Annotated in this window: 19 protein-coding genes; 12 read left to right on the forward strand and 7 right to left on the reverse strand. The window is 74.7% G+C overall.

The window, feature by feature from the left end:
- Nucleotides 1–197 precede the first annotated feature (197 nt).
- The 11 genes from AB6L24_RS03855 to AB6L24_RS03905 are packed head-to-tail and all read left to right on the forward strand — an operon-like array spanning nt 198 to nt 14,238.
- Nucleotides 198–413, forward strand: a complete 216-nt coding sequence (locus tag AB6L24_RS03855) for a hypothetical protein (protein ID WP_405652092.1) — start codon at nt 198–200, stop codon at nt 411–413.
- Nucleotides 410–1,180 (forward strand): vWA domain-containing protein, encoded by a 771-nt coding sequence (locus tag AB6L24_RS03860; RefSeq protein WP_405652094.1) that lies wholly within the window; start codon nt 410–412, stop codon nt 1,178–1,180. Before AB6L24_RS03855 ends, AB6L24_RS03860 begins: the two co-directional genes overlap by 4 nt.
- On the forward strand, nt 1,177–2,103 hold the full coding sequence (locus tag AB6L24_RS03865; protein WP_405652096.1) for a protein phosphatase 2C domain-containing protein: 927 nt from the start codon (nt 1,177–1,179) through the stop codon (nt 2,101–2,103). The genes AB6L24_RS03860 and AB6L24_RS03865 overlap by 4 nt, the downstream gene beginning before the upstream one ends.
- 2 nt (nt 2,104–2,105) lie before the next feature.
- Nucleotides 2,106–3,158, forward strand: a complete 1,053-nt coding sequence (locus AB6L24_RS03870) for a protein kinase domain-containing protein (protein ID WP_405652098.1) — start codon at nt 2,106–2,108, stop codon at nt 3,156–3,158.
- Complete coding sequence (locus AB6L24_RS03875; protein ID WP_405652100.1) at nt 3,155–3,835, forward strand: 4Fe-4S single cluster domain-containing protein; 681 nt, start codon at nt 3,155–3,157, stop codon at nt 3,833–3,835. The genes AB6L24_RS03870 and AB6L24_RS03875 overlap by 4 nt, the downstream gene beginning before the upstream one ends.
- Nucleotides 3,832–5,256 (forward strand): hypothetical protein, encoded by a 1,425-nt coding sequence (locus tag AB6L24_RS03880; protein ID WP_405652102.1) that lies wholly within the window; start codon nt 3,832–3,834, stop codon nt 5,254–5,256. Before AB6L24_RS03875 ends, AB6L24_RS03880 begins: the two co-directional genes overlap by 4 nt.
- Nucleotides 5,253–7,403 carry an AAA family ATPase gene (locus tag AB6L24_RS03885; RefSeq protein WP_405652104.1) on the forward strand — a complete coding sequence of 717 codons (2,151 nt, stop codon included), beginning with the start codon at nt 5,253–5,255 and terminating at the stop codon, nt 7,401–7,403. The genes AB6L24_RS03880 and AB6L24_RS03885 overlap by 4 nt, the downstream gene beginning before the upstream one ends.
- A 4-nt stretch (nt 7,404–7,407) precedes the next feature.
- Nucleotides 7,408–9,057 (forward strand): Hsp70 family protein, encoded by a 1,650-nt coding sequence (locus AB6L24_RS03890; protein ID WP_405652106.1) that lies wholly within the window; start codon nt 7,408–7,410, stop codon nt 9,055–9,057.
- The gene (locus AB6L24_RS03895; RefSeq protein WP_405652108.1) at nt 9,058–10,245 is read left to right on the forward strand and encodes a hypothetical protein; all 1,188 of its coding nucleotides are present in this window, start codon (nt 9,058–9,060) and stop codon (nt 10,243–10,245) included.
- Nucleotides 10,242–12,686 carry a GTPase-associated protein 1-related protein gene (locus AB6L24_RS03900; RefSeq protein WP_405652110.1) on the forward strand — a complete coding sequence of 815 codons (2,445 nt, stop codon included), beginning with the start codon at nt 10,242–10,244 and terminating at the stop codon, nt 12,684–12,686. The genes AB6L24_RS03895 and AB6L24_RS03900 overlap by 4 nt, the downstream gene beginning before the upstream one ends.
- Before the next feature lie 7 nt (nt 12,687–12,693).
- Nucleotides 12,694–14,238, forward strand: coding sequence for a hypothetical protein (locus AB6L24_RS03905; RefSeq protein WP_405652113.1), 1,545 nt, complete (start codon nt 12,694–12,696; stop codon nt 14,236–14,238).
- 150 nt (nt 14,239–14,388) lie between these two features.
- On the opposite strand, the gene AB6L24_RS03910 is transcribed toward AB6L24_RS03905, so the two are convergent.
- Nucleotides 14,389–15,555: a cytochrome P450 gene (locus AB6L24_RS03910; RefSeq protein WP_405652115.1), complete on the reverse strand. Its 1,167-nt coding sequence runs from the start codon at nt 15,553–15,555 to the stop codon at nt 14,389–14,391.
- A 326-nt stretch (nt 15,556–15,881) separates the two neighbouring features.
- A complete protein-coding gene (locus AB6L24_RS03915) occupies nt 15,882–17,897 on the reverse strand; it encodes a thioester reductase domain-containing protein (protein ID WP_405652117.1) in 2,016 nt (671 codons plus the stop codon).
- Nucleotides 17,898–18,284: 387 nt separating this feature from the next.
- On the opposite strand from AB6L24_RS03915, the gene AB6L24_RS03920 reads away from it, so the two are divergent.
- A complete protein-coding gene (locus AB6L24_RS03920) occupies nt 18,285–19,022 on the forward strand; it encodes a polysaccharide deacetylase family protein (protein ID WP_405652119.1) in 738 nt (245 codons plus the stop codon).
- A 52-nt stretch (nt 19,023–19,074) separates the two neighbouring features.
- On the opposite strand, the gene AB6L24_RS03925 is transcribed toward AB6L24_RS03920, so the two are convergent.
- From AB6L24_RS03925 to AB6L24_RS03945, 5 genes are all read right to left on the reverse strand, one after another.
- Nucleotides 19,075–20,181 (reverse strand): NAD(P)/FAD-dependent oxidoreductase, encoded by a 1,107-nt coding sequence (locus tag AB6L24_RS03925; protein WP_405652121.1) that lies wholly within the window; start codon nt 20,179–20,181, stop codon nt 19,075–19,077.
- 106 nt (nt 20,182–20,287) lie between these two features.
- The gene (locus AB6L24_RS03930) at nt 20,288–21,469 is read right to left on the reverse strand and encodes an LCP family protein (protein WP_405652124.1); all 1,182 of its coding nucleotides are present in this window, start codon (nt 21,467–21,469) and stop codon (nt 20,288–20,290) included.
- Nucleotides 21,466–23,520, reverse strand: coding sequence for a bifunctional polysaccharide deacetylase/glycosyltransferase family 2 protein (locus AB6L24_RS03935; protein WP_405652126.1), 2,055 nt, complete (start codon nt 23,518–23,520; stop codon nt 21,466–21,468). Before AB6L24_RS03935 ends, AB6L24_RS03930 begins: the two co-directional genes overlap by 4 nt.
- A gap of 44 nt (nt 23,521–23,564) precedes the next feature.
- On the reverse strand, nt 23,565–23,978 hold the full coding sequence (locus AB6L24_RS03940) for a hypothetical protein (RefSeq protein ID WP_405652127.1): 414 nt from the start codon (nt 23,976–23,978) through the stop codon (nt 23,565–23,567).
- A 374-nt stretch (nt 23,979–24,352) separates the two neighbouring features.
- Nucleotides 24,353–25,777, reverse strand: a complete 1,425-nt coding sequence (locus tag AB6L24_RS03945) for a helix-turn-helix domain-containing protein (RefSeq protein ID WP_405652129.1) — start codon at nt 25,775–25,777, stop codon at nt 24,353–24,355.
- Nucleotides 25,778–25,796: the final 19 nt, after the last annotated feature.

A 25,796-nucleotide genomic window follows, 5' to 3' on the forward strand; every position in this document is an offset into this window, starting at 1 on the left:
CCGGCCAGGACCCGACCGGGACGCGACCAGTCCGCGCCCGGCCGGTCCGCTTCACTGAAAGGGCGGTCCGCCCGGGGACAACACATCGGGGGAGCCTCCCCGGGCGGCCCGTGCCCGCCCGGCCCGCCGACGCCGACGCTGTGTCAATTCACGTAAGGACCAAGCATGTTGGGGCCCCAGCCACCTACCGTGACCCTATGACCGGGGGGATGGGCGCATGGTCGGACGGCCGCGCCGGGCGCACGGTGACCTGGCCCGCGCCCGACACATACGTACTCGTTGACGGGGTCCTGCTGCGCATGGTGCCCGAGCCCGCGGGGCTGCCGCCGGGCACGGCCGTCACCGTGCGCCACGATCCCGAACGGCGGCGGCTCGTGGCCCGCGCCGACGACACGGAGGGGGCGGCCGCATGAGCGTCGACGGCATCGGATTCGGGAGCGGATACGAGGAACGGCAGCCCGTGCTCCTGCTCCTCGACACGTCCGCGTCCATGGGGCGCCCCGAGGAGCACCCGCGGATCGACGAGCTGAACCGGGCGCTGACCCGCTGGTTCGACGGGGTCCGCGCGCAGGAGCGGCTGCGCACCCGCGTGGAGGTCTGCCTCCTCACCTTCGACTCCGCCGTGCGCGTCCACGACCCCGGCCCTGGCCGCCTCGTCCCGGTCGAGGAGGCGGACGCCGACCGGCTCTTCGTCCCGGTGGACAGCATGCGCCCGCCCACGCTGCGCGCCGAGGGGCTGACCCGGCTGACGGACGCCGTGGAGACGGCCCTGGACCTCGCCCGCGCCCGCTACCGCGCCCTGCAACAGCAGCGGGTACCGGTCCGGCGCCCCTTCGTGTGGGTCCTGACCGACGGCGCGCCGAGCGACGCCCGGGGCCGCCCCCTGGACGCGGCCGCCCTGGAGGGCACGGCGGCACGGGTGCGGCAGGGCGAGGTGCGGGACGAGTGGGTCTTCCAGGTGATCGGGGTGCACGGCGCCGACCTGCCGATGCTCCGGGTCCTCGCGCCGAAGGCCACGTCCCCCCTGGCGGACCTCGACTTCGGCCGGATCCTCGATCTGCTGTTCCAGAGCACGGACGACAGCAGCCCGGACCAGGACGCGGACCTCGTCCACCAGCAGGTCAACGACCGCGCCGCCCGCCTCGCCCGCATGGACCGCCTGGAGAGTGACCTCCGGTGATCGTCGCGGGCGCCTCCGTCCAGGGCACCGCCCATCTCGCGGGCGGACAGGGCTGCCAGGACGCGTTCAAGGCGGTCGACCTGGGCGGCACGGCGGTCCTCGCCGTGTCCGACGGCGCGGGCAGCCGCGACCGCAGCGCCCTCGGCGCCCACATCGCGGTCGACGCGGCGTGCCGCCTGCTGGCGGAGCGCATCCCCGACGCCGAGGAGCCGCCGGAGGCGTGGACGCGGTGGGTCGCGGGGCGCGGGGGCAGGGTGGTCGAGGAGTATCTGCGCGCGGTGGCGGGGGTGTTGGGGGCGGGGGCGTTGAGGGCGGAGGCGGGTGCGCCGGGAACAGGAGCGGGGGCGACCGGCACGGACGTGGGCCCCGGGGCGGAAGGACTGGACGCCGACACCCGTGCCGCCGACACCGGCACCCTCGCCGACACCCGTGCCGCGGACCCCAGCCCCCTCACCGACACCCGTGCCGCCGACCCCAGCACCCTCGCGGCCACCCTCACCGCGGCCGTCGTGGCCCCGCCCTGGGTGGCCTTCGTCTCGCTGGGCGACGGCTTCGGCACCCTGCTGACGCGCGACGACCGCTGCCACCTGGTCCTGCCCCCGCCCGCCGCCCCGGCCCCCTTCCTCTCCTCCCCCGGCGCGGCGCTGCGCGTGCGTACCTTCGCCGTCTGGGAGCCGGACCTCGCCGGCGTGGTCCTGTCCACCGACGGCTGCGCCGCCCTCGCCCTCGACCACCCCGCCGTCCATCAACTCCCTCCGGAGGCCGGACCATTACCGGCCGCGGGCTTCTTCCTCGGCCTCGCCGCCACGCTCCGCGAGAACCACGGGGACGCCGAGCCGCTCCGCCGACGCCTGTCCGGCCCCGAGGCCGGGCGCACCGGTGACGATCTGACCGTCCTGTGCGCGCTGGTCGAAGGAGGGTGAGCGTGGGACTGACAGTGGTGTCCGGTCACGGACACGCATGGCGCCTCACCGAGCAGATCGGCAGCGGCTCGGAGGGGTTCGTGTACGGCGTGGACGACGCCCGTCCCCTCGTCGCGAAGCTCGTCCCCGACCCGCCCGACCCCGAGGCCTACCGGCGCCGCGTGGCCCGCCTGGTGCGCCAGCGCCGCGAGCCGCGCACGGTCGGCCTGCTCTCCGGCACCCCGGTCCGTCTCGCCTGGCCGCTGGTCCCGGTCCGCACGGCCATCGGCGACGCCGCGGACCGCGTCGACGGCTATGTGATGCCCGACATGCGCCACGCCTACCAGCCGTTCAGCCACCTCCTCAGCACCTCCGCCCGGCGCGCCTTCCTGCCCCGGGCGACCTGGGCCACCGCCCTGCGCGCCGCCCTCGCCCTCGCCCGGCTCCTCGGCGAACTGCACGCCGAGGGCTATGTGGTGGGCGACCTCAAGACCGACAACCTGTGGGTCGACGAGGGCGGCCGGGTCGGCATGGCGGACGTCGACTCCTGGCAGTTCACGGACGGCCGCGAGCTCTTCCCCGGCCGGATGCGCACCCCCGGTTACACGGCCCCCGAACGGCTCGGCACGGCCACCGCCGCACCGCCCGACACCACGTCCGACGACTTCGCCCTGGCCGTCCTCGTGCACCAACTGCTCCTGGCCGGGCTGCACCCCTTCGCCGGCCACCCGGCGGACGGCGGCGACTACCGGTCGTACGACGACAACGTCCTCCACGGCCGCTGCCGGATCGTCGACCGCACCTCGGTGCTGCTGCCCCGCTCCGTGCCACCCGCCGACCTGCTGCCGAGACGCCTCACGGAACTGTTCCGGAGGGCGTTCACGGACCCGGCCCACCGTCCGACGGCGACCGCGTGGGCCGAGGCGCTCGCGGCCGAACTGGCCCCCGGCCGGCTGCGCGTGTGCGCGGTGAACGCCCGTCACGTCCACACCGTGGAACGGCCGTGGTGCCCGTGGTGCGACCAGGCCGAACAGGGCTCCGACAGCTACCCCGACCAGCCGCAGGAGGAAGCATGACGGCCCTCCCCCAGCCACGGCACGGCGCGCGCGAGGAGACCCTGATATCCGTCGCCCGGACACTGGACCGCTGCACGGTCCTCGGCCCCGGCGTCCGCGCGGTCGTCTGGGTGCAGGGCTGCCCCCTGCGCTGCCACGGCTGCGTGGCCGCGGAGACCCTGCCCTTCGAGGGCGGCACCAGCCGGACGACCGCCGAACTCACGGACTGGCTCTGCCACTTGGAGGACATCGAGGGCGTCACGCTCTCCGGCGGCGAGCCGTTCAGCCAGGCCGGAGCCCTGGCCGGGCTGCTCGACGCGGTACGGGAGCGGCGGCCCGACTTCGGCGCGATGGCGTACTCCGGCTTCCGCCACGAGGCGCTGCGGCGCGGCGGGCCGGACCGGCTGGCCCTCCTTGACCGGCTCGACCTGCTGGTCGACGGGCCCTACGTCGCGGCGCGACACGGCAGCCTGCGCTGGCGCGGTTCGGACAACCAGCGCCTCGTCCCGCTCACCGACCGCTATGCCCAGAGCCTGGCCGAGCCGGACAGCACCGCCGGGGTGGAGGTGTCCGTGGAGGCGGGCGGAGCGCTCTCCTGGGCGGGCGTGCCGCCGACTCCCGGATTCCGGAGAAGACTTGAGGACCGGCTAGCGGCGCGGGGGGTCGTGCTGCACACCGAGGCACGGAGGGAACGATGAGCGGATCACCGAAGTACAGCAGCGTCCGCATCGGCGTGCTGTACGCCCAGCGGGAGGCGACGGAGCGCCGCCGCCGGGCCGAGGAGCGCCGGGCCAGGGAACGCAAACGGGCGGCCCAGCGGGCCCAGTTGGCGGCCCGCCGGGCCGACCTCGCCCGCAGGGACGCCGAGTCGGCCGCCCGGCGGGAAGCGGAGCGCGACGCCCAGCGCGCCCGCGCCCGGGCGGAGCAGAGCCGGGCCGACGAGCGCGGCCTCGACGAGGTGCGGGCACTCATCGAGGAGGCCCAGCGGTCCGGGGCGCGGGCCGATGTCGCCTCCTTGGAGGAGCAGTTGGCCGCGCTGCGGGGCCGGATCGCCCGCGGCGAGCAGCTCGGGGACGCGGTGGAGCGCCTGCGCGGCCGGGTCGTGGGCCTGCGCCCGGCTGCCGCCGACAGCGCCGCGGACGACAGTGCCGCGGACGACCCCGCCTCCGTGCTCGCCGGCCTGGAGCGCGGGTTCGCCGCGACCGGCCCGGACGGCGCCGCCCTCGACGCGGACGGGCACCGGCGCTGCACGGAGCTGCTCGACCAGCTGCGCGCGGCCGCGGGTCCGGGCCAGCGGGTCCGCTTCGACGCCCTGCTCGGCACGGTCGAGCACGCCCTCGCCCGGCATGCGGCGACGGTCACGGAGGCGCGGGCAGCGGCCGAGCGGCACACCCGGGCGGAACAGGAACGGGAGGCACGGCAACAGGAACAGGAGCAGGAGCGCGAGGCGGCGGAGCGACAGCGCGCCGAGGCCGCGGCAGCGGCCCTGGAGCAGGCCCTCACCGAGGCAGCCGAACGGCTCGACGTCGTGCGTCCGGCGGCCCGGGCCGTCGTCGACACCGCCGCCGAACTCGGTGACCCCGGGCTCGCCGACGAGATCGGCGACGCCCTGCGCACGGCCACCGAGGCGCTCACCGCGCGCTCGGCGGCCGAGGCCCTGACGGCCGTCTCCGACCTGGAACACCGGCTCCCCGACGCCGAGCGGCGCCTGGACGAGCTGGAGCTCGCGTACGAGCGGAGCCGGGACCTGGTCGCGGCGCTCCGTGACGCGATGACCGGCGAGGGGTTCGCCTTCGAGGGCGGCGAGGACGAAGGGGGCAGCTTCCGGCTGCACTTCACGCGGCCGACCGGGGCGACGTACGAGACCACGGTCGGCGTCGAGGACGACGGCACGCCCGTCCTCGTGTACCGCGTGGAGGGCGAGCCGGACGTGATGCTGCACGCCTCGCGGGACGAGCCGGTGTGCGACACCACCGAGGCGCTCCTGGAGCGGGTGCACGAGGCGCTGGGCGGCGACGACGGCTTCGTGCCGGGTGAGCTCACCTGGGACGGCAAACCGCCGGGCCGACGCGCGAAGCCGCTGCCCCGGGAGAGCTCCTGGAGGTGGTCGGCGCCGTGAGCGCGATCGACTTCGGCAAGGACGACGGTACGGGGCCCGTCACCGCCGACGGCATGATGCCGCTGTGGGCGGTGTCGCTCGGCTGGGAGCTGCGGCGCGGCCGGCAGGTGGTCATCAGCGGGCAGATCCGGGACCGCTGGTGGTTCGAGGACCGGCCCTCCTCCTTCCGCGATCTTGTCGCCGGGGTGCTGGAAGTGCGCGGCGCCGACGTGGTGGGCTGGTGGGACCCGGTGGCCGGGCTCACCTTCCCGCTGCCGGGCCACGCGGAACGCTTCGCGCGGCTGGCGGCGGACCGGCCGGGGGGCGGCGCGAGGAGCGAGGGACCGGTCGCGCCCGGGGCCGACCGGCGGTCCGACTCCCGCGCGACTGGAGGCAGTCGGCCGTGGGCCGCGGCGGGCACCGCCGACGACGGCCGGGCGCGGGCCGCATCAGGCACCGCTGAAGACGACCGGGCGCGGGCCGCATCAGGCACCCCCGACGACGACCGGACCCAGGCCGACGCGCGCACCCCCGACGACGACCGGACCCAGGCCGACGCGCGCACCCAGCGCGGCGCCGAACGCCGCCGCGACCGGTCGAGCCTGCTCGCCCCGCGCCCGGCCGCCCCGCCGCGCACCTTCGACGACGCCGTCGCCGTCGCGCACCGGCTCGCCGCGTCCCCCGACGCGGCCACGGCCTTCGTCTTCCAGGACGTCGACCACCACCTCCCGCCCGGCCAGCCCGAGTCGAACGCCGGCTACCTCCGCCTGCGCGCCGCGATGACGGACGCCGTGCCCGCGCACGTCTCCCTGGCGGGCCGCCGTCCGCACGCCCGCAACGCCGTCCTGTGCGCGGTGGGGGACGTCGGCCGGCTGCCCGGCTGGTTCCACCTGGAGGACCCCCGGATCGCCACCCTGCACGTCGGCCCGCCGGACCCCAGCGAGCGCCGCCTGTGGCTGACCTGGCTGCGCGGCGACTTCAACGGCGCCCCGGAGGCCACCCGGCACGACCTGGAGGCCCTGGTCGGCGCGACCGACGGCATGCGGGGCTGGGACATCGACGCGCTCGCCCGGACCTCGTGGCTGCGCGAGGCCCCCCTCCAGAAACCGGACAAGCTCTTGGAACTGCACCGGCTCAACGTGAGCGTCGACCCCTGGACCCAGCTCGACAGGGACGCCGTCGCCCGGGCGGCCGACGTCCTGGGCGACCGGGTGGTCGGCCAGTCCACGGCCGTCGACGCGGTGGCCGCCGCGCTCCGCTCCGCCTACGTGGGCGTGGACTTCGGCGGCTCCGGCACCGCACGCCCCCGGGGCGCCTTCTTCTTCGTCGGCCCCACCGGCGTCGGCAAGACCGAACTCGCCAAGGCCGTCGCCGAGTTGATGTTCGGCGACCAGAGCGCGTACGCCCGCTTCGACATGAGCGAGTACCAGCAGGAGCACGCGGCCGAGCGGCTCGCCGGGGCGCCGCCCGGCTACATCGGCCACGAGCAGGGCGGCGAGCTGACCCGGCGCGTCCAGGAACGGCCGTTCAGCGTGCTCCTCTTCGACGAGATCGAGAAGGCGCACCCGCGGGTCCTGGACAAGTTCCTGCAGATCCTGGAGGACGGCCGCCTCACCGACGGCCGCGGCCAGACCGCGTACTTCTCCCAGTGCCTGATCATCTTCACCTCCAACACGGGTGCGGACGCGGTCCAGGACCTGCTGTCCGAGGGCGACGAGGAGGTGCCGTACGCGGCCCTGGAGGCGCACTTCACGCGGGCCGTGGAGGAGAAGTTCCGGGCGATCGGGCGGCCGGAGATCTACGGGCGGCTCAAGCCGGGCGTGGTCGTCTTCGACATGCTGCGCCGCGAGCACATCGTGCGGATCGCCGACCGGCTCCTCGACCAGCTCACCGAGTCCGTCCGCGAACGCCACCAGGTCGAGCTGGTCCCCGACCCCGACAGCCTGCACCCCTGGATCACCGAGCGGATGAGCGACCCGGAGCACCAGGCGTACGGCGGCCGTCAGATCCGCAACGAACTGGAGCGGCTGCGGGCCGCCGTGGTCTCCCACTTCCTGGCCCGCCGCCCGGCCCCGGGCAGCCGGATCCGGCTCGGCGTCGACGCCGACGGCACGCCGTGGGTCAGGGCCGACGAGCCGCGGGCCAGGACCGGGGAAGGGGAGGGCTGACCACATGCTCGGCATCGCCATCGGCCCCCGCGTCGCCCGTGTCGGCCGCCTCGACCCGGACGGCCGCCCCACCCTGACGGTGACGGACCTCGCCGGAGCGGACGCGGTCGCCGACCCCGCCTCCGCGCTGGCCGCGCTCGGCGCCGGAGCCACCGACGAGGAGGCGGCGCTCGCCCTGCCCGCGACCGCCGACCGCCGGGCCGAGGCCCGGCTGCGGCGGGCCGCCGAGGACGTCGGCCTGCGTATCAGCAGGATCGTGCCGGAGCCGGTCGCGGCGGCCCTGCACTACGGCGCGATAGCCGAGGGCGTGCACCGCACGGTCCTGGTGGCCGACCAGACGGCGGCGGCGGTGGACCTCACGGTCCTCGCCATCACCCCGGACCTGACAGTGCGCGTCGTCACCACGCGCACGGCACACCTGGCCGACGACCACGGCCTGGCGGCGCTGGCCCGGGAGCTGGCGGAGGCCGCCCCGGACGCCGTGCTCCTCTCCGGCGACCTGTACGCCACGCCCGCCCGCCGCACGGACATCGAGAGCCTCCCCGAGGCCCAGGGCCTGACGGTCCGCTGCCGGGCCCCCGAACTGGCCGTCGTACACGGCCTGTTGCTCCTGGAGGACTTCGGCCTCCTGCGCGTCGCCACCGGTCCGGCACCGGCGAGCACCGGCTTCCCCCCTCCCTTGGAGGACCCGGAACCGGGAGCCTGGCCCACACCGGCGGAAGACCCCGAACCCCACGGCATCCCACAGTTGAGCGCACCGAAGGACCGCGAGGACCCCCCACCGGCCGACAGCGAACCAACGACCTCCAAGGGGCGCGGGGAACTGCGCGATCAACCCCCACCACCCCGCAGCGACCCACCAACCGCAACCACCCCAAAGGGGCGCGGGGAACTGCGCGACCAGCCCCCACCACCCCGCAGCGACCCACCACCCCCGACCACCCCCGAACCGAACCCCGCCCCACCCCCAGCCCCCCAAAGCAGCCCCGAGCCCCGAACGCACCCCTCCCCCGAGGCGCCCCGCCAGCGTTCCGTTCCGGTGACCCAGCTCCAGGCCATCCGCAGGGACGACCACCTCCTCGTCCTCTGGGCCTGGCCCGACACCGCCCTGACCGCTCGGGTCCGCTGGCGCCGCGAGGACGCGAGCGCCGGCGGCGACGGCCCCCGCGACGGCGACATCCGCTGTCAGCGCCGGGTCTACGAACACGACGGCGGCCTGGACCTCCGCCTCGGCCGGGGCGCCGTCACCCTCACCGTCGAGGCCCTGGTCCCCGACCCCGCCGTCGACACCGAGGGCGCCGCGTCCCTGCGGATCGCCGCCGAACCGCCGATCGTCGAGTACGAACCCACGCTGCGCCGCCGCCTCAACGGCACCCGCTACGCGACCGTCACGTTCGCCACCCGGACCGGCTGCGACCTCCCCGCCGTCCGCGTCGTCCACGGCCTCGGTCGCTACCGCCCCTCCAGCACGGCCGAGGGCACCGTCCTGCACGAGGTGCCCGCCCAGCGCCTGTCCGCCGGTGCCCCGCTCGTCGTGAAGTTCCCCTTCCCCGGCACCCGGGGCCCCTCCTGGCTCGTCTGCTTCCCGGCGGACGCCCCCGACACCGACATCGACCTGCGCCCCACGGCGCTGCACCGGCTGCGAGTGACCTGAATGGCCAGACGACTCACCTGCCCCTACTGCTACGAGACCTTCGCGCCGCGCGAGATCCGGTTCCGCTGCAACAGCCGGCTCAGCCGCACCCGCAAGCAGTGCCAGCGGCGCCGCGACCCGGTGCTCGACGAGCGCTTCGGCAGGCGCCCGAGCCACGACGTGGGCCCGGACTTCGCCGCCGACGGGCGCAGGTCGACGGCGGTGTGCCCGGACTGCGACGGCGAGACCACCTACCGCGTCTGCCCGGTCTGCCACGTCGAACTGCCGGTGCAGTTCGGGATGGTGGAGAACCGGCTGATCGCGATGGTGGGCGCGCGCTCCTCCGGCAAGACGATCTACATGACGGTGCTCCTGCACGAGATGCGCAACCAGGTCGGCGAGGCCTACGGCGCCTCGCTGATGGGCCTGGACGACACCACCATGCGCCGCTACAGCTCGGAGTACGAGGACCGGCTCTACCGCGACCGGCAGATGTTCCCGCCGACGCAGACCGCGACGACCAACGCCAACCGGGTCGACCCGCTGGTGTTCAGGTTCGGGCTCCGCCGCAGGACGCTGTTCGGGGAGCGGCCGCAGCACAGCGTCCTGTCGTTCTTCGACACGGCGGGCGAGGACTTCAACAGCCGCGAGAGCGTGGAGCTGAACACCCGCTACCTGACGAACGCGGACGGCATCATCCTGCTGCTCGACCCGCTGCAGATGCCGGGCGCCCGGGACAACGCGGCGCCCGGCACCGCGCTGCCCGGCACCGACGGCATCGATCCGCCGATCAACGTGCTGAGCCGGGTGAGCGGCATGCTGCTCGCCGCACGGGGCGGCAAGTCCGCGAAGATCGACACCCCGATCGCCGTGGTCTTCTCCAAGATGGACGCCTTCTGGCACCTGATGGAGAACGGCAGCCCGCTGCGCTCGCACGCGCCCGCGCGCGGCCGCTTCGACGTCGGCGACAGCCGCAGCGTCCACGAGGAGGTGCGCCAGCTGCTCAAGGAGTGGGACGGCGTGCCCATCGACCAGTCCCTGGAGAACACCTTCGCCCGCTACCGCTACTTCGGCGTCTCCGCGCTGGGCCGCAGCGCGACGCCCGAGGCCCGCGTGGCCGCCACCGGCATCCAGCCCTACCGGGTGGCGGACCCGCTGCTGTGGCTGCTGAGCGAGTTCGGATCGGTGCCGAAGGCGGGCCGCGGATGAGCGGCTTCCAGCAGCTCTACTACACGTCCTGCGAGCACGGGCTCAGCGGTTCCTCCGGCTTCCAGTTCAACGCGGTCAGCGAGCAGGTGTCGGCCGAGACCCGGCACCGCGTGGAGGGCCTCGCCGGGTACGAACCGCCGCGCTCCCTGCTGGAGTCGGACGCCCCGGAGCTGCTCGCCCGCTGCCCGGTGAACCTGTGCCACACCCGGGACCGCCGGGGCGGCGCCACCACGCTGTGCGTGCGGTACGTCGGCCGGGACTCGGCGCGGCGCTTCGGCAACTACTTCGCCCACGCCCTGCACAGCGCGGACGAGGGCGCGCGCGAGGGCGGCGGGCCGCTCGCCATCGAGCTGTGGGAATCCCCGGTGTGGACCACCCGGCTCGCCGACACCACCGAGATCCCGGAGCTGCCCGCGCCCCTGCCCCGCGGCCCGCTGTCCCCGCGCGCGGCACACGCCTTCCTGCGCGCGCACCCGGGCGCCGAGCAGCTCCCCGCCCTCCTCGCGGCGGTGTTCGCGGCCCTCGCGGAGGACGGCTCGGTCGTCGTGATCGACGAGACGACGGACCGGATCGCCCACTGGTTCGCGGCCGTCTCCTACCTCCTGCCGCCCCCGCTGGCCCGCACCCTCACCTTCGCCACCTACCTCCTGCGGCCCACCCGCAGCCGGCTGCACCTGATCGGCACCGTGCCCGAGGCGCACCCCGACTTCGGGCCCGACGACGAGGAGTCGTACACCGTCTTCGACTTCCGTGCGGGCCGCTTCCCCGACGTGGTGCCCACGCACCATCTGATCCGGCTGCTGACCCGGATCGGCGTCGCCTCGATCCGCTCGGTGTGGTCCTGGACGGCCGAGTACACCCACGGCCAGGAGCGGGCGCTCGGCGACTGGCACGCGCCGGTGGCGGCGGCCGCCGCGGCGGGCGGCATCGAGCTGACCGACGCCGACGTCCGCGCGGTGGTCGACTGGCTGCCCGGCGCCGATCATCTCGGGCCGCGCCGGGCGGCGGTGGCGGCGGACATCCACCACCGGCACCGGGACCTGGACGACGGACAGCTCGCGCGGCTCAGTGCCGCCGCCGAGGCGGGCGGCGACGCCGCGCTGCACCAGGAGCTGGAGGGCAAGCTCCACCAGTCCCGGATCCGCGCCTATATGACCGGCGTTCCGGACGCGCCGGGCCCGGTGCCGCTCACCCGTCCCGCCGAGCGGGAGCGGGCCACGGCCCTGTGGCAGTGGCTGCTCGACGAGGCCACCACCAGCCGGCAGCGGGTGCGGCTGCTGCTGTGGGCGGTGGGCGCGCGGCTCGACCCGGCGCCGGATCTTGTCGTGGACCAGAGCCTCGACCTGGCCCGCGCGCTCCTCGGCTCCTGCGACGCGGGCCCCGGGCTGCGCGAGGAGGTCGCCCGCCTCGTGCACGCCCTCCCCGAGTTCAGGTCGGCGCTGACGACGGCGGTGCAGGAGGTCCTGGACGAACGGGGCGGCCAGGAGCAGCTGTTCACCCAGTTCCCCGCCGATCTGCTGGTCGAGCGCGACCTCGGCGGGCGCAAGCGGCTCCTGGAGCACTACTGGGTGGCGCAGGCCGAGCGGCAGCCCGCCCGCACGATCGAGCTGCTTTTCCAGATCCTGGCGGCGCGCGACGAGGCCTCGCCGGACGCGGCGCTGCTGCGGGGGCTGTGGCGGCAGCCGTCGCCGACCTGGACGCACGAGGAGGCCACCGTGATCGCCCGTCGACTGCCCGCGGACGAGCCGGTGACCGATGCGGTCGGTGAGTGGTTCGACCGCGCGGTGAAGCAGAAGATCAGGGACGAACGGGACCTGCGGGCCTGCCTGGTGCTGTGCGAGACGCTGTCGGCGCCGGGCCGCTACGCCTGGCTGCGTCCCGTCACCCAGGAGTGCGTGCAGGTCACCCTCCAGCTGGACGCGGTCCTGCGTGAGGCGACCGAGGCCACCGCGCTCGCCCGCGCGTTCCGGATCCCGCAGATCGAGGTCTGGGCGGCGCCCCTGGCCCTGAAGCGGCACCGGCTCGTCCCCGCCATGCTGCCGCTGCCCGTGGACCCGGCGCGCCTTCGCACGGACATCAGGGAGTTCGGCTTCACCCTGGCCGACGGCTATCTGCGCGCCGTCCTGGATGCCGCCATCGCCTCCGGCCGACCCGACGAGGTGCTGTTCGGCCATGTCACCGGGGTGGTCGCGATCAACGACGAGCGGTCCGGGCTGCCGCACGCGCAGTTGGAGACCGTCCGGACGCTGCGCCACCACATCGCGCTGCACTGGCCGCCCGACGATCTTGAACGCCTGGCCCGCGCGCTCCGCCCGTACAGCACCCGGCTCGCCGACACCTATCGGGAGTACGCCGAGAGCCGCAGGGGTCGCGTGAAGAAGTGGAGCCGCAAGCTCACCCAGCGGCGCTCGCCGGACACGCCCCGGCCGGAAGAGGGGTGAGCCCGCGATGGCGGAGATCCTGACCTTCATCGTGGTCCCGGCGCTCTACCTGGTCCTGCTCCTGCTCTATCTGTTCGTCGCCCCGCTGATCGCGGTCCTGCGCGGGGCCGCCCTGGTCAGTGAACTCCTGTGGCGCTACGTCCAGTTGCTGCACGGCGTACTGCGTCTGCGCACCCCCGAGTTCGTGACGGTCCCACCGTTCCGCCCCGCCGACGAACTGGCGTACCGCACCTACTTCTTCGGCCCCGCCGTCCGCGACCTGCGTCAACTCCTCACCCAGGGCTGGCGGTTGTACGTCCGCTCGGTCGAGGACGCCTACCGCCGGGTGACCGATCACCAGTTCACCGCGCCGACCGTGCACCGGGCCGCCTCGATCCCGTACGGCCTGACCCTCTATGTGGGCCTCGGCATCGGCGCCGCCGTCACGCTGCCGCTGTGGGGCGTGCTCTTCGGCGCCCAGGCCCTCGGCGTGGGGCTGCTGACCGTCGGCGCCCGGCTGACCGCGCTCGCCCTGCGGGGCACCGACCGCGCGGTGATGGCCCTGCGCGGGCTGCCCCGGGGCATGCTGTGCCCGAGCTGCTTCGAACGCGTCCCCCACCCGGCGTACGACTGCCCGAACCCGACCTGCCGGCGTCGGCACACGGACATCCGCCCGGGCACCTTCGGCCTGTTCCGGCGCCGGTGTGCCTGCGACCGCCGGATACCGACCCTGCTGCTGCTCATGAGCCGGGACGCCCGCCTCGCCGGTCACTGCGCGCACGAGCACTGCGGCAAGCCGATGAATCCGGACGCCGGGCACATGCGCGAGCTGGTCCTGCCGCTGGTCGGCGGCCGGGCCGCGGGCAAGACGCAGCTGATGGCGGCGATGGTGAAGTCGCTGGAGGACACGGCGGCGGACGGCGGCCCCGCGGTCCGGCTCGCCGATCCCGAGTCGACCGCCACCCAGCAGGTCCTGAACGAGGTCCTGGAGATCCGGGGCCACACCCGGCCCACGCAGAAGACGCTGCCCCGGGCCCACTCGTTCGTGCTCGGCGACGGCCGCGCCGAGCGCCTCGTGCACGTCTTCGACACAGCCGGTGAACGGTTCGTCAACCGGGAGGAGACCGACGCGCTGCGCTATGTCCGCGCGGCCCGCACCTTCGTCTTCGTCCTCGACCCGATGGCCGTCGACGCGTTCTGGACCCGCCTCACCCCGGAGCGCCCGACGGTGGACGGCACGCTGGCCTCGACGGTCGACCCGGAGGACGTGTTCTCCCCGTCGGTGCAGACGGTCCACACGATGGGCACGCGTCTCGACAAGGCGCGGCTCGCCGTCGCCGTCAGCAAGCGGGATCTGCTCGCCGGGCAGCCCGCCCTGCTGCCCGACCCCCCGGACGACAGCGATGCCATCCGGACGTGGCTGCGCGAGCGGCTGGGGTTGCGGAATCTGGTGCGGGCGATGGACCTCGAGTTCGGCGAGGTCCGGTTCTTCTGCACGGCGGCGGTCGCGGACGAGCGGGGGCGTGTGGACCCCAGCATCGGGGTGTTCGTCGAGTGGTGTCTGCGCGGCTGAGCGGCGGCGGGCGGGCGGAGCGTCGCCTGGATGGCCCGGACGTCTGGGCGACGTCCGGGCCACCGTGTGGTGGCACTGTCAGGGTCAGTACCAGTACCAGCGGCGGGCCGGCTGGTTGGTGAAGATGCGACGCATCGTGGCCATTGCTGTTCACCTCCCTCCTGGGTCGTGTCCGGTGTCGCCTTCGGCAGGTGGCTCGAGCGTGCGGCGGAGCGTGAACGGCCGGGGGACGTTGCCCTCGGCCATGGCCGGGCGGGTGTCGCCGCCCGTGACGGTCAGGTGGGCGTCGCGGGACAGGGCGGTCAGCGATTCGGTGATCAGCGTGTGCGCCACCGCCGCGCCGGCGCAGGTGAAGGGGCCCGCGCCGAACGGGATGTAGGGGCCGTTCCGGGTGTCCCCGCCGGTCCAGCGCTCGGGCCGGAACGCGTCGGGGTCGGCCCAGTGGCGGGTGTCGTGGTGCAGCAGGTACGGGCTGACGGACACGAGGTCGCCCGCTTCGAAGGCGGTGCCGCCGAGCTTGACGGCCTGCGGGAGGACGCGGCCGAGCATCCAGGCCATGGGCCGGTGCCGCAGCGCCTCGCGCACGATGTCGTCGGCGGGCCACGGCCAGGGCGAGGCCGCCGGGTGGCGCAGGCAGGCAAGGAGCACCGACCACGCCAGCGAGGAGCTGAGGGGGGCCATGACCGCCCGGAACATCATCAGATGCAGCTCGGCCACGGTCCGGTCGCCCGTCTCACCGGGAGGGCACGCGCCGAGCACGGCGTCCAGGACGTCCCGCGGCGCGCAGGCGGGGTCCTCCCTGCGGTGCGCCACCTCCTCGGTCAGGGCGGCGAGCAGCTTGGGGCGCAGCCACTCCGCGCGGGCCCGCTGCCACACGTGCGGCGCGCGGACCGCCACGCCGCCGAGCGCGGCCCGGCGCATCAACTCGCGTGTGCGGGCGGGGGTTTCGGGGTGGAGCAGCAGGTCTTCCAGGCCCCGGTGGACGAGGCGCGTCCCGGCGTCGGGCCAGCGGCCGACGGCGGGCAGGTCGGCCGCCGCGGCGGTCAGGGCGGCGCGGTAGTGCGGTACGCCGGCGCGCATCAGGTCGCGTACCGCGTGGCCGACCTCGATCTGGGCCTCGCGGGTGGGCAGGAGTTCGCCGAAGAAGCCCGACCTGCCCCCGTTGTACTCCGGGCTGCGCAGCAACGTCTGTGCCAGCTCCGTGTCGCTGACGCACCAGCCGCCCCAGGGGAGCGGAATCAGACCCGTCGCGCTGCGGCGACGGAGGTCTTCGAGGTATTCCAGCGGATCCTGCCGGAACCGGCGCCTGTCCCCCATGTGCATCCAGCCACCCCCTGGCGAGCCTCTTGGCGCCGGATGCCGAACCGCGTGGGCCGAGTCGCGCGTCGACAGCGTGCCGCTCCACGGGATGCCCGCCCCGGGTACCGGAAAACCGAACCCTGGGCGCTGTCACTCCAACGAGTCATACAGGTATGCCTATCGGCCAGTCGAACCGCGAGTCCGCGCCAGCCGCCCGTGCGGCACGGAGAAGCGGAAGGTGCAGTTCCAGCCCAGCCACGGCTCCGCGCACGCACCGCCCGGCCGCGGCTCCGCGCACACACCGCCCGGCCGCGTCTCCGCACACGCCCCGCCCGCCCACCCCCTCAGTCGATCTCCCCCACCGCCTCCAGGTGCCGCCAGAAGTCCTGGATCATCCGCGCGTCCACGTCGGGGAAGGTCACGCCGATCCGCTCCAGGGCGCCCAGCGTCCGCTCGTTGCGCCAGGTGTCGCTCGGCAGGTCCGCCGTGTCCCCGAGGCCGTCCTCGAAGTGCCGGAACACGTCCAGGTACGGCAGGAACGGCAGCTCGCGCCCGGCTTCGCCCGCCTGCCTGAGGCGGCGCAGCCACTCCCCGAGCCCGACCGGCTCCGACCGGGTGCCGCGCCGCTCGTCGAGGCCCCGCAGGAACGCGCCGACGCCGGTCTGCCGCGGGTGGTGCAAGTGGTGCGCCACAGCGGGCTCCGGGCCGTCGGCGGTGCAGGCCAGGGCCACCAGGGCGCGGGCCGCGACGTCGACGGGCAGCAGCTCGGCCCGCAGCGCCGCGTCCTCGGGATGGCAGCCCAGGGCGGCGCAGCTGGCGAGGAGGCGGCAGAACATGTCGTCCGGGTTGACGGCGCCCCGCTCCGACTCGGCCCAGATCCGGCCGAGCCGGTACACGCGGGCGGACGCGCCGCGGGCGACCGCGTCCTGCACCATCACGTCGGCCACCCACTTGCTCGCCCCGTAGCCGTCGGCGGACGTGTGCCGTGCCCGCGCGACCGGGGAGTCCTCGGTGAGCAGCCGAGGCGTGTCCGCGGTGCCGAAGACGCCCAGCGTCGAGACGTGATGGAAGCGCTTGGGCCTGCCCTCGGCCGCGAGGTGCAGCAGGGTGCGGGTGCCCGCGACGTTCGCCGCCCGCAGCCGCTCGTACGACGACAGGTGGTGGACGTACGCGCCCGCGTGGACGATCGTGTCGACCTCGGCCCGCAGCCGCCTCCAGTGGGCCGCCTCGACGCCGAGGCCCTCGCGGGCGAGGTCGCCGAGCACGATGTGCACGCGCTCGGCGCAGAGGCCCGGGTCGATGCCGTAGGAGCCGAGGACGGCGTGCAGCCGGGTGCGGGCGGCACGCTCGGAGTCCGCGCGCACCAGGCAGTGCACCTCCGCGTCGGTGCGGGTGCGCAGCTCGCGCAGCAGGAAGGCGCCGACGAACCCGGTGGCGCCGGTGAGCAGCACCTGCCGCGGGGGCGTGCCGAAGCCTCCGGCGTCCGGGAAGCGCAGGCCGGGGGCGAGCCGCGCCTCCGAGCACGGCACCACGGCGGGGGTGTCCGGCGCGCGGCCCGCCGCCGTGTCCGTGACGATCCGGGCGAGGTCGCCCGGCCGTGAGCCGCCGAGGAAGTCCCGCAGCCCGACGCGCACGCCGAACTCGGCGTCCACGCGGGCGAGCAGACGCACGCTCAGGAGCGAGTGGCCGCCCAGGGCGAAGAAGTCGTCGTCGACGCCGACCCGCGGCACGCCCAGGACCTCCGCGAACAGGGCGCACAGCGTCCCCTCGTCCGCGGTGCGCGGGGCGCGGTACGCCGCCGCGCCTGCGGTGGGGCCCGGCGCGGGCAGGGCGGCGCGGTCGAGCTTGCCGTTGGGGGCCCGCGGGATCCGCTCCAGGACCACGAAGGCCGCCGGGACCATGAAGTCGGGCAGCCTGCCGGACGCGTACGCGCGGAGCGCCGGGACGTCGACGTCCGCGCCCGTCAGGTAGGCCACCAGCTGCTTCCCCGTGGGCATGTCCCGGGCGACGACGGCCGCCTGGTGGACGTCGGGGTGCGCGGTGAGGGCGGCTTCGACCTCGCCGGGTTCGACGCGGAAGCCGCGGATCTTGACCTGGCTGTCGGCGCGGCCCGCGTACTCCAGGTGCCCGTCGTCGTTCCAGCGGGCGAGGTCGCCGGTGCGGTACAGGCGGGAGCCCGGCGGGCCGAAGGGGTCGGCGACGAACCGCTGGGCGGTCAGGGCCGCCCGGGCGAGGTAGCCGCGGGCCAGTTGCCCGGCGACGTACAGCTCGCCGACGACACCCGGGGGAAGCGGTGTCAGGGAGGGGCTGAGGATGTAGGCACGCATGTTGGGCAGCGGGCTGCCGATGGGTGTTCTCATGGCTCCGGCCTGGTCGGGGACGAAGAGCGGTGAACGTCCGCTCTCGGAGCAGAAGTCAACGGACCGGCAGCGCCCCGTGTCCAGGCGTGAGCAACCCGTGGCGAAGGAGATCGCGCACGGGGTACGGAAAGGGCAAAGAAGCCCCGGCGCAGCCAGGCACGAACCCGTCGGGCGGCGTCCGCGCCCCCTGAACCCGTCCTCCGCCCCACGAGTCCGCCCGTCGTGCACGCACTCAACTACCTAACCGCGGGGCCGCGTTGAGGCGTCCTGGTGGCGGGACAGCACGGGCGACCTCGCGCTTTGCGTGCCGGAGCGCCGCCGGGACCACCCAGTTGCGCGGCACGGCGTACCCGGGCGGAGGCCCCCGGGCCCGCAGACTCACGCACCATGAACTCCACACGACGGGCCGTCCTGGCAGGGCTGTTGGCGGCCACGGGTCTCGTACCCCTGGCGACGGGGCCGGCCGCGGCGGCAGGCCCCCGCCCGCCGGACTCCCTCCTCGGCAGGGAGATCCGCCGGCTGCCCACGGCACGCAAGGTGGTGGCGCTGACCTTCAACGCGGCGTGGGACGAGCGGGGCGTCGACGTGGTCCTGGCCGAGCTGCGGCGCCGACGCCTGGCGGCGACGTTCTTCCCGACCGGGGAGTACGCCGAGGCCCACCCCGCGGCGGTGCGGGCCATGGGCGTCGAGCACGGCCTCGGCAACCACTCCCACAGCCACCCCTCCTTCGACGGCCTGAGCAGCGCCGAACGCCGACGGCAGGTGCGCCGCGCCGACGCGGCGATCCGGGCCGCGGCGGGGACCGAGCCGCTGCCGTTCTTCCGCTTCCCCTACAGCTCCACCACGACCGCGTCGGTCGCCGACGTCAACGCGCTCGGGTACGCGGCGATCGAGTTCACCACGGACACCAACGGCTATCTGGGGCCGGGCCGCGGCATGACCGTGGAGCGGGTGGTCGAGCGGGCCGTCGACGCCCTCGCCCCCGGCGCGATCATCCAGATGCACGTGGGCAGCAGTTCCGGCGGAGTCGTGCTCGACGCCCAGGCGCTGCCCCGGATCCTCGACGCGATCGGGGCGGCGGGCTACGGGGTCGTGGACCTGCGGGAGTTCCTGGTGCCGGAGTAGCCGGGACAGGCCGACAGCCGCTGCTGCCGTGGCGCACCGGCCACCGGGGCGATCACTTCGGCCCGCGCAGCCAGGCGATGGTGGCCGTGCGGGACCCGTACTTGGCCCCCCACGTCGCGCCTTCCTTGACCACGACCGCGGGACGGCCCGCGAGATACTGCCGCCGCGCGCTGTCGTCGCGCCGGGACAGCTGGATCACGCCGTCCCTGCGGCCGAGGGTGAGCCCCGTGCCGAAGTACCCCATGGAGTACGGCTCGGGCTCCCGCCCCCTGATCAGGCGGGCCAGTGTGTCGGCGGCGTGGGCGCCCTGCGGGCCCGCGGTCTGGCAGGCCGCGCGGGAGCCAGGAACGGCGGCGCAGTCACCCACGACGAAGATCCGCGGGTCGCTCACACTGCGCAGATACGGGTCGACGAGGGCACGCCCCCGCTCGTCGACCTCCAGGCCGCTGCGCCCGGCCAGATCGGGAATGGTCCCGAGGACGGCCCACAGCGTCAGAGCGGAACTCAAGCCCTCGTCCGGGCCCGCCGACCGGAGCCGCAGCCGGTCCGTGCCCGCCTCCCCCTGACCACGCAGCACTTCCGTCACGGTGTCCTCGATCACCGTGACCCCCAGCCGCTCCAACCCGGCGCGCACGCGCCGCCGGGCGCCGTCGGAGAAGGTGCCCGCGAGCCGGTTCCCGACCAGACACACGTCCAGGTCGGGCCGCCCGTCGGCGATCTCGGCGGCCGTCTCGATGCCGGTCGCTCCGGTGCCGACGACCGTCACCGTGGCGCCCGGGGGAAGCTGCGCCAGTGCCGCGCGGGCGTACTCCGCGCCCTCCCACGTCCCCACCGGCACCGTGCCCGGCAGCGGTGAGACCGTGGACCCCACGGCCAGCACCAGGTGGTCGAAGTCGACGAACTCCCCGCTGTCCAGGGTCACACCGCCGTCCCCGACCTTCTCCACGGCCCCCAGGCGCGCCCCGACGCCGTCCCGCAGCATCTCCGCGAGCGGCGTCGCCACCGCCCCGGTGCCGACGACGTGCTGGTGCAGCCGCACCCGTTCGACGAAGTCCGCCCGCGGGTTGACCACGGTGATCTCCGCGTCCGGCACCTTCTTCGCCAGCCGGTTCGCCGCCAGCGTCCCGGCGTACCCGGCACCTGCCACGACAATCTTCATGAGTACCTCCTGCGTCGAACGGGCCACAGCGGGCCGATGGCCGCGGTCTCACGCAGTACGACGAGGCACCCCCGCGATTCGTGAGGCGGCGCGCCCCGCCGCGGGGTCAGTCCGGTGGGCGGGCCCCGCCGCGCTCGCGCTCCCTGGACGTCTCCCCCGTCTCCGTCACGGGCCGGTCGTGCCGCAGGTCGGCGAAGAGGCGGGCGGACCGCTTCGCGTCCCACTTCAGGACGTTGCCCTTGGAGGTGGGGACGCCGATGCCGGACACGGGGACGTTGATCTGCTTGCCCTTCCCGCCCGCGACGCCCTGCACGGCGCGGAACATCGTGGCGAGGTCGCTCAGGCTCATGTCCTTGTCGACGATGAGGGTGTCGAGGCCGGCCTGGAGGGCGGGGCCGATCTCCGTCGGGTCGAAGAGCGTGTCGGGGCGGGCGGCCTGGTGGGCGAGGGTCGAGAGGAACTTCTGCTGGTTCTTGGAGCGGCCGAGGTCGCCCTCCCGCTCCTGGTGCCGCTGGCGCACGAAGGCGAGTGCCTGCCGGCCGTCCAGGGTCTGGCAGCCCTTGCGCAGGTCGGCACCCGACTTCTTGTCCTTGATGTCCCGGTCCAGACACATCCGTACGCCCCCGATGGCGTCGACGATGTTCACGAACCCGGCGAAACCGATCTCCGCGTAATGGTCGATGCGCAGGCCGGTGTTCTTCTCGACGGTGTGGACCAGGAGTTCGGGGCCGCCGTAGGCGAAGGCGGCGTTCAGCTTGTCGCCCTCGGCGCGCTTCGTCTTGCCGGTGAGGGTGTCGAGGCGGCCCGGCACGGTGACCCAGGAGTCGCGCGGCAGGCTCACCATGCTGGTGCCGTGGGCGCCGGTGTGGAGCAGCATCATCGAGTCGGTGCGCCGCCCGCCGCCCCCGCCCGCGCGCAGGTCCCGCACGTCGCCCTCGGAGAGCCCGTCGCGACTGTCGGAGCCCACGATGAGGTAGTTGGTGCCCTCGCCCGGCGGCGGCCGGTCCCCGTACGCACCGAGGTCGACGTCACGCTGGAGCCGGGTCTCGGCCCATCCGTACGCGCCGCCCGCAGCGACGACGACCACGGCGAGGAGGACGAGCAGGGCCCGCCGCAGCCGTCGGCGCTTCCTCTTCGGCTGGCGGGCGTGGGCGCGCCGGGGGCCGTAGCGGGAGCTGGGGCGGCCGGTGAAGCGCCCGATCGGGTCGGGCGCTGCGGTGTCGTCCAGAGGGCCGGGCTCCTGCGCGGGCGGGGAGTCCCCGGCCCGCTGGTCGAGCGGGTCTGTCATGGTCGACTCCCTTGCAGGCTCCGCCGCGTCTCGTCGGGCGGCGGTTCGAGCAGATACGGGTCGGCGGTCCCCGCGCGCTTCATGCTGTGCCACTTCAGCCGGGTGCCGAGCAGTGCCGTGGTCACGGAGTGGATGACCACCAGGTACATCAACTGCCGGTAGACGAACTGCTGGAGCGGAAGGACCCACAGCACGCGCAGCCGTTCGCGGTCGAGCCGCAGCGCGTACGCGGCGGTGACCAGCTGCACGGACAGGAACCCGAACCAGACGAGGGCGGCCTCCACGGGATCGCGGAACAGCGCCCCGAACAGCGCGAACATGTCGACGACCGGTGCGCACAGCGGAAGCGCGATCTGGAACAGCGTGACGTAGAGCAGCACCCGGCGGCCGAAGCGTCCGGCGGGGCCGACCTCCACCACCGCGCGCCGGTGCTTCCACATCGACTGGAGGGTGCCGTAGCACCAGCGGTAGCGCTGGCGCCACAACTGCCTGAGGGTGCCCGGCACTTCGGTCCAGGCGACCGCCGACTGCTCGTAGACGACGCGCCAGCCGGCCCGCCAGAGCGCCATGGTGAGGTCGGTGTCCTCGGCGAGGGTCTCGTCGCTGACACCGCCGACGCCCATCAGCGCGTCCCTGCGGAAGGCGCCGATCGCCCCCGGCACTGTCGGCATGCACTCCAGGACCTCGAACATCCGCCGGTCGAGGTTGAAGCCGAGCACGTACTCCAGGTGCTGCCACTTGCCCATCAGGCTGCGCCGGTTGCCGACCTTGGTGTTGCCGCTGACCGCGCCGACCGCCGGGTGGGCGAGCGGCTGGACGAGGCGGGCCAGGGCCTCGGGTTCGAAGATGGTGTCGGCGTCGACCATGACGACGATGTCGTACCGGGCGTGCGCCAGGCCGTTGTTGAGGGCGCTCGGCTTGCCGCCGTTGGGCTGCCGGATCACCGTCACGCGCGGGTCGGCGTCGGCGATGGACTCGGCGATGTCGGCGGTCGCGTCGGTGGAGCCGTCGTCGATCACGATGATCTGGAAGTGCGGATGGGTGGAGGCGAGCAGCGAGTACACGGTGGAGGCGATGCCGGCCTCCTCGTTGTACGCGGGTACGAGCACCGTCACCGGGTCCCGCACCTCGCGCAGTCGGGGCGCGCCGGGCCGGTACCGGTGCAGCCTGCGCACATGGAGCCGGGCGAACACCGTGAACAGGAGCATCCGCAGGACGCCGAGCGTGCCCGCGAGGGTCAGCGTCCACACCATCACGGTGAGGAAGGCCTGCCCGAGCTTCTTCGACCAGATCAGACCCGCGCCCTCGACCTCGTCGGCGACCGGGACCGCGTCGACGAACGAAGGCCGCCCGAGCCCGCCGCTGACGGTCGTGAACCGCTGCACGCGGCGGTCCCGCAGCAGGTCCTCCGCCTCGCGGTAGCCCAGGTCGGTCTGGCTGTGCTGCGACACGAGACCACGCCACGGCTTGCGGTCCTTGTAGTCGGACGCGACCACCAGGTACCCCTGCTCGGCCGCGCGCCGCGCCGCGGGCCACTGGGGGCCGCAGAGCGTGTCCGCGGCCGTGGTGTGCGGCAGCCGCAGCAGCTTGGTGTTGACGCCCGCGGCGCCCGCGAGGGCGGTCTGCGTGAGCGACAGTTCCAGGCGGGCGCGCAGCGCCGACGCGACGCCGAGGTCGCCGCCGCTGTAGGTGTACGAGCCGATCTCGTGGCCCTCGTACAGGATCCGCCGCAGCAGCTTCGGGTGCCGGGCGGCGTCCTTGCCGTAGACGAAGAAGGTCGCCCGTGCCTGGTGCCTGCGCAGCAGGTCGAGCAGGCGCGGCGTCCACACCGGGTCGGGCCCGCCGTCGAAGGTGAGCGCGACGGTGCCCGGCGGCATGGCCGCGGTGGTGACGCCCTTCGGGCCGAACCGGAGCAGCGGCTTCCCGTCGTCCGCCGCGCGCGGGATCGGCCGGGTGCACGGCGGCTTGGTGCGCGCGGCGTCGACCTGGTGGGTCGTCCAGCCCTCGAAGAGGAGGGTGACGGCGACCACCAGCAGGACGAGGAGGAGCACGAGCCAGTGTCCGCGCGGCGGGCGGCGGACAGCGGCGCCGCGCCTCACTGCCCGGGGCCTCCGGCCGGGGGCTCGGCGGATCTGCCGGAGGACGGGCGGCGGTGGCTGTCGCGGTCCGCGTGGGCGCCGGTCCGCCCCGACGCGTCGGAGCCCTGCGTCCGCTTGCCGGTGTCGGGTCCCGCGGGCACCGACTCGTTCGTGCTCGGCGGCTGCGTGCCGACGGGCCGCAGCAGCCCGCTCATCAGTGTGCCGACGAACAGCAGATACCCGACGCAGGCGCAGCTCACGACGACCGCGACCCCTTGCAGGGCCCGTCGGCGCCAGCCCGACTCGTCGATGAACACGGGCAGTTGCGGGTCGGCGGCACGGGGGTGCCGCGTCACCGGGGCCGCGTGCGGCGGCGCCACCTCGTACGGCGTGCGCGGCGTCACCGCCTCGTACGGCACGCGCGGCGTCATGTCGCGGCCCGTGGGCCGCGCCCCGCGCGCAGGGGGTACGGGCGACGAGCGCCCGTCGTGCGGTGTGCTGGCTATGTGGGGGATGCCCTGCACTGGTGCTCCTGATCTGCGGCCGCGCACGCGCGGCTCTTTGTGTGGGGGGTACGGACCCGGGGGCCCGCAGTACTGCCCGTGAGACGTCAGGAGCCGCATCCCGGTGCCCGGCGCGCACGGAGTCCTCCCGCACGCGCGCATGCCGGGGCCCGTCCCGGGTGGGGCCGGGAAGGGCCCGTACGCATCTGCCCCCGCAAGGGCCGGGAGGCCAGGACGCGGCCGTCAGCCGTCACGCAGCCTCCGACCCTACTCGGGCACCCCGGTGGCTCGGCAACAGGCCGTCACGGCGCCTGCCTCCCGCCCGCCCTGAGCCATCCGTCCGAACCTCCCCACTCGTACGCGGGGCGCCCCTGCGCGCCACTGGTGCGGAACGGCTTGCCCTGGTCGTCGATGCGGAGCGTGCCGTGCCGGTCGCCCTGGGACCACTCCACCTCCAAGTACCAGCGGACGTCGTGCTTCTCGGCGCGGCCCGTGACGTAGAACACCAGCGGGTCGCTCTCGCTGACCTCGTACGGGAAGTCGTCCTGGTCCGCCCGGGGCGTGAGGCGCGGCGCCGCGGCGTCGAGGTCGACGGAGAAGGACTTGGTCTCCACGATCTCGCCGCAGCGGCTCCTGGTGAGGAAGTTGTTCCAGGCCGGCGGCGTGCCGGTGGACCGCACACGGACGTTCATGCCCTGCACGACGACCGGTTCCTCGCCCGCGCCCTGCACGGTGACCTCGACGTACTGCTCGCGGGCCGCGACGGCGCCGAGTTCACCCACCCAGGCGGGCACGTCCTGCGACACGGGCATCGCGGGCACCTTGTCCGGCGCGCGGTTCACCAGGTAGCTCTCGAGGCAGTCGTCCTCGTACTCGGAGGCGTACGGCCTGGTGCGTGCCGTCAGGGCGACGCCGGGGGCCTCGCCCTGGGGGCCGCCGGACGCGGGACCCTTGCCGTCGCCCCGGGAGACGCCGAGTGGTGGGCTTGCCGTCCGGGAGCTCGGGCCGGAGGGTGTGCCCTTCGCGCCCGTCCCGGGGGACTTGCCCTTGCTCCGGGGGCTGTCCTCGCCGTCGGGCAGGTCCGTCTCGCGGGATGTGCCCTTGCCGTGGGGCTCGTCCTTGTCGGCGCTCCTTCCCGGTAAAGCGGACGGCGTGGGGCTCAGGTCCGGCGGGGCCGTAGGACCGGCGATCCGACGGCTCTTGTCGCCGTCGGCGCCGTCGTCAGGGCCGTCGTTCAGGGTGAGGGCGAGGGAGCCCATGGCGACGACCGCGGCGACGGCGGCTGCGAGGACGAGGGTGCGGCGCCTGCGCGCCGGGGGCGGTGGGGATGCGGAGCCGGGGCCGGACAGGGTCTCGGCGCCAGGCTCCGCGGCGCTCGACCCGGCGGGGTGCAGGCCGTTCGCGGGTCGCGGAGCGGGCGCGAGTCGCAGGGCGTCCTCGGCGTCGGACGAAGGAGCCGCTGCGGCGTCCGCTCCCCGCCCCCGGTACTCGTCCGCCAGGACCCACCGCCGGTGCACCTCCACCAGCTCCTGCGGCGTCGCACCGCAGATCCGGGCCATGCGCTCCACCAACGCGAACTCGGTCGGCACCGCCTCGCCGTTGCAGTACCGGTGCAACGTCGACGCGCTGGTGGGAAGCCGCTTGGCCAGCACTCCGAAACTGAGACCGGACCGCTCCTTCAGCTCTCCCAGCAGCTCCGCGAGCGACTCCATCCCCACCTGCCCCATCCGTCATGTGTTCCAGGAC

The sequence above is a fragment of the Streptomyces sp. RK9 genome (genome assembly GCF_045070545.1).
In the GTDB taxonomy this organism is placed as follows: Bacteria; Actinomycetota; Actinomycetes; order Streptomycetales; family Streptomycetaceae; genus Streptomyces; species Streptomyces alboflavus.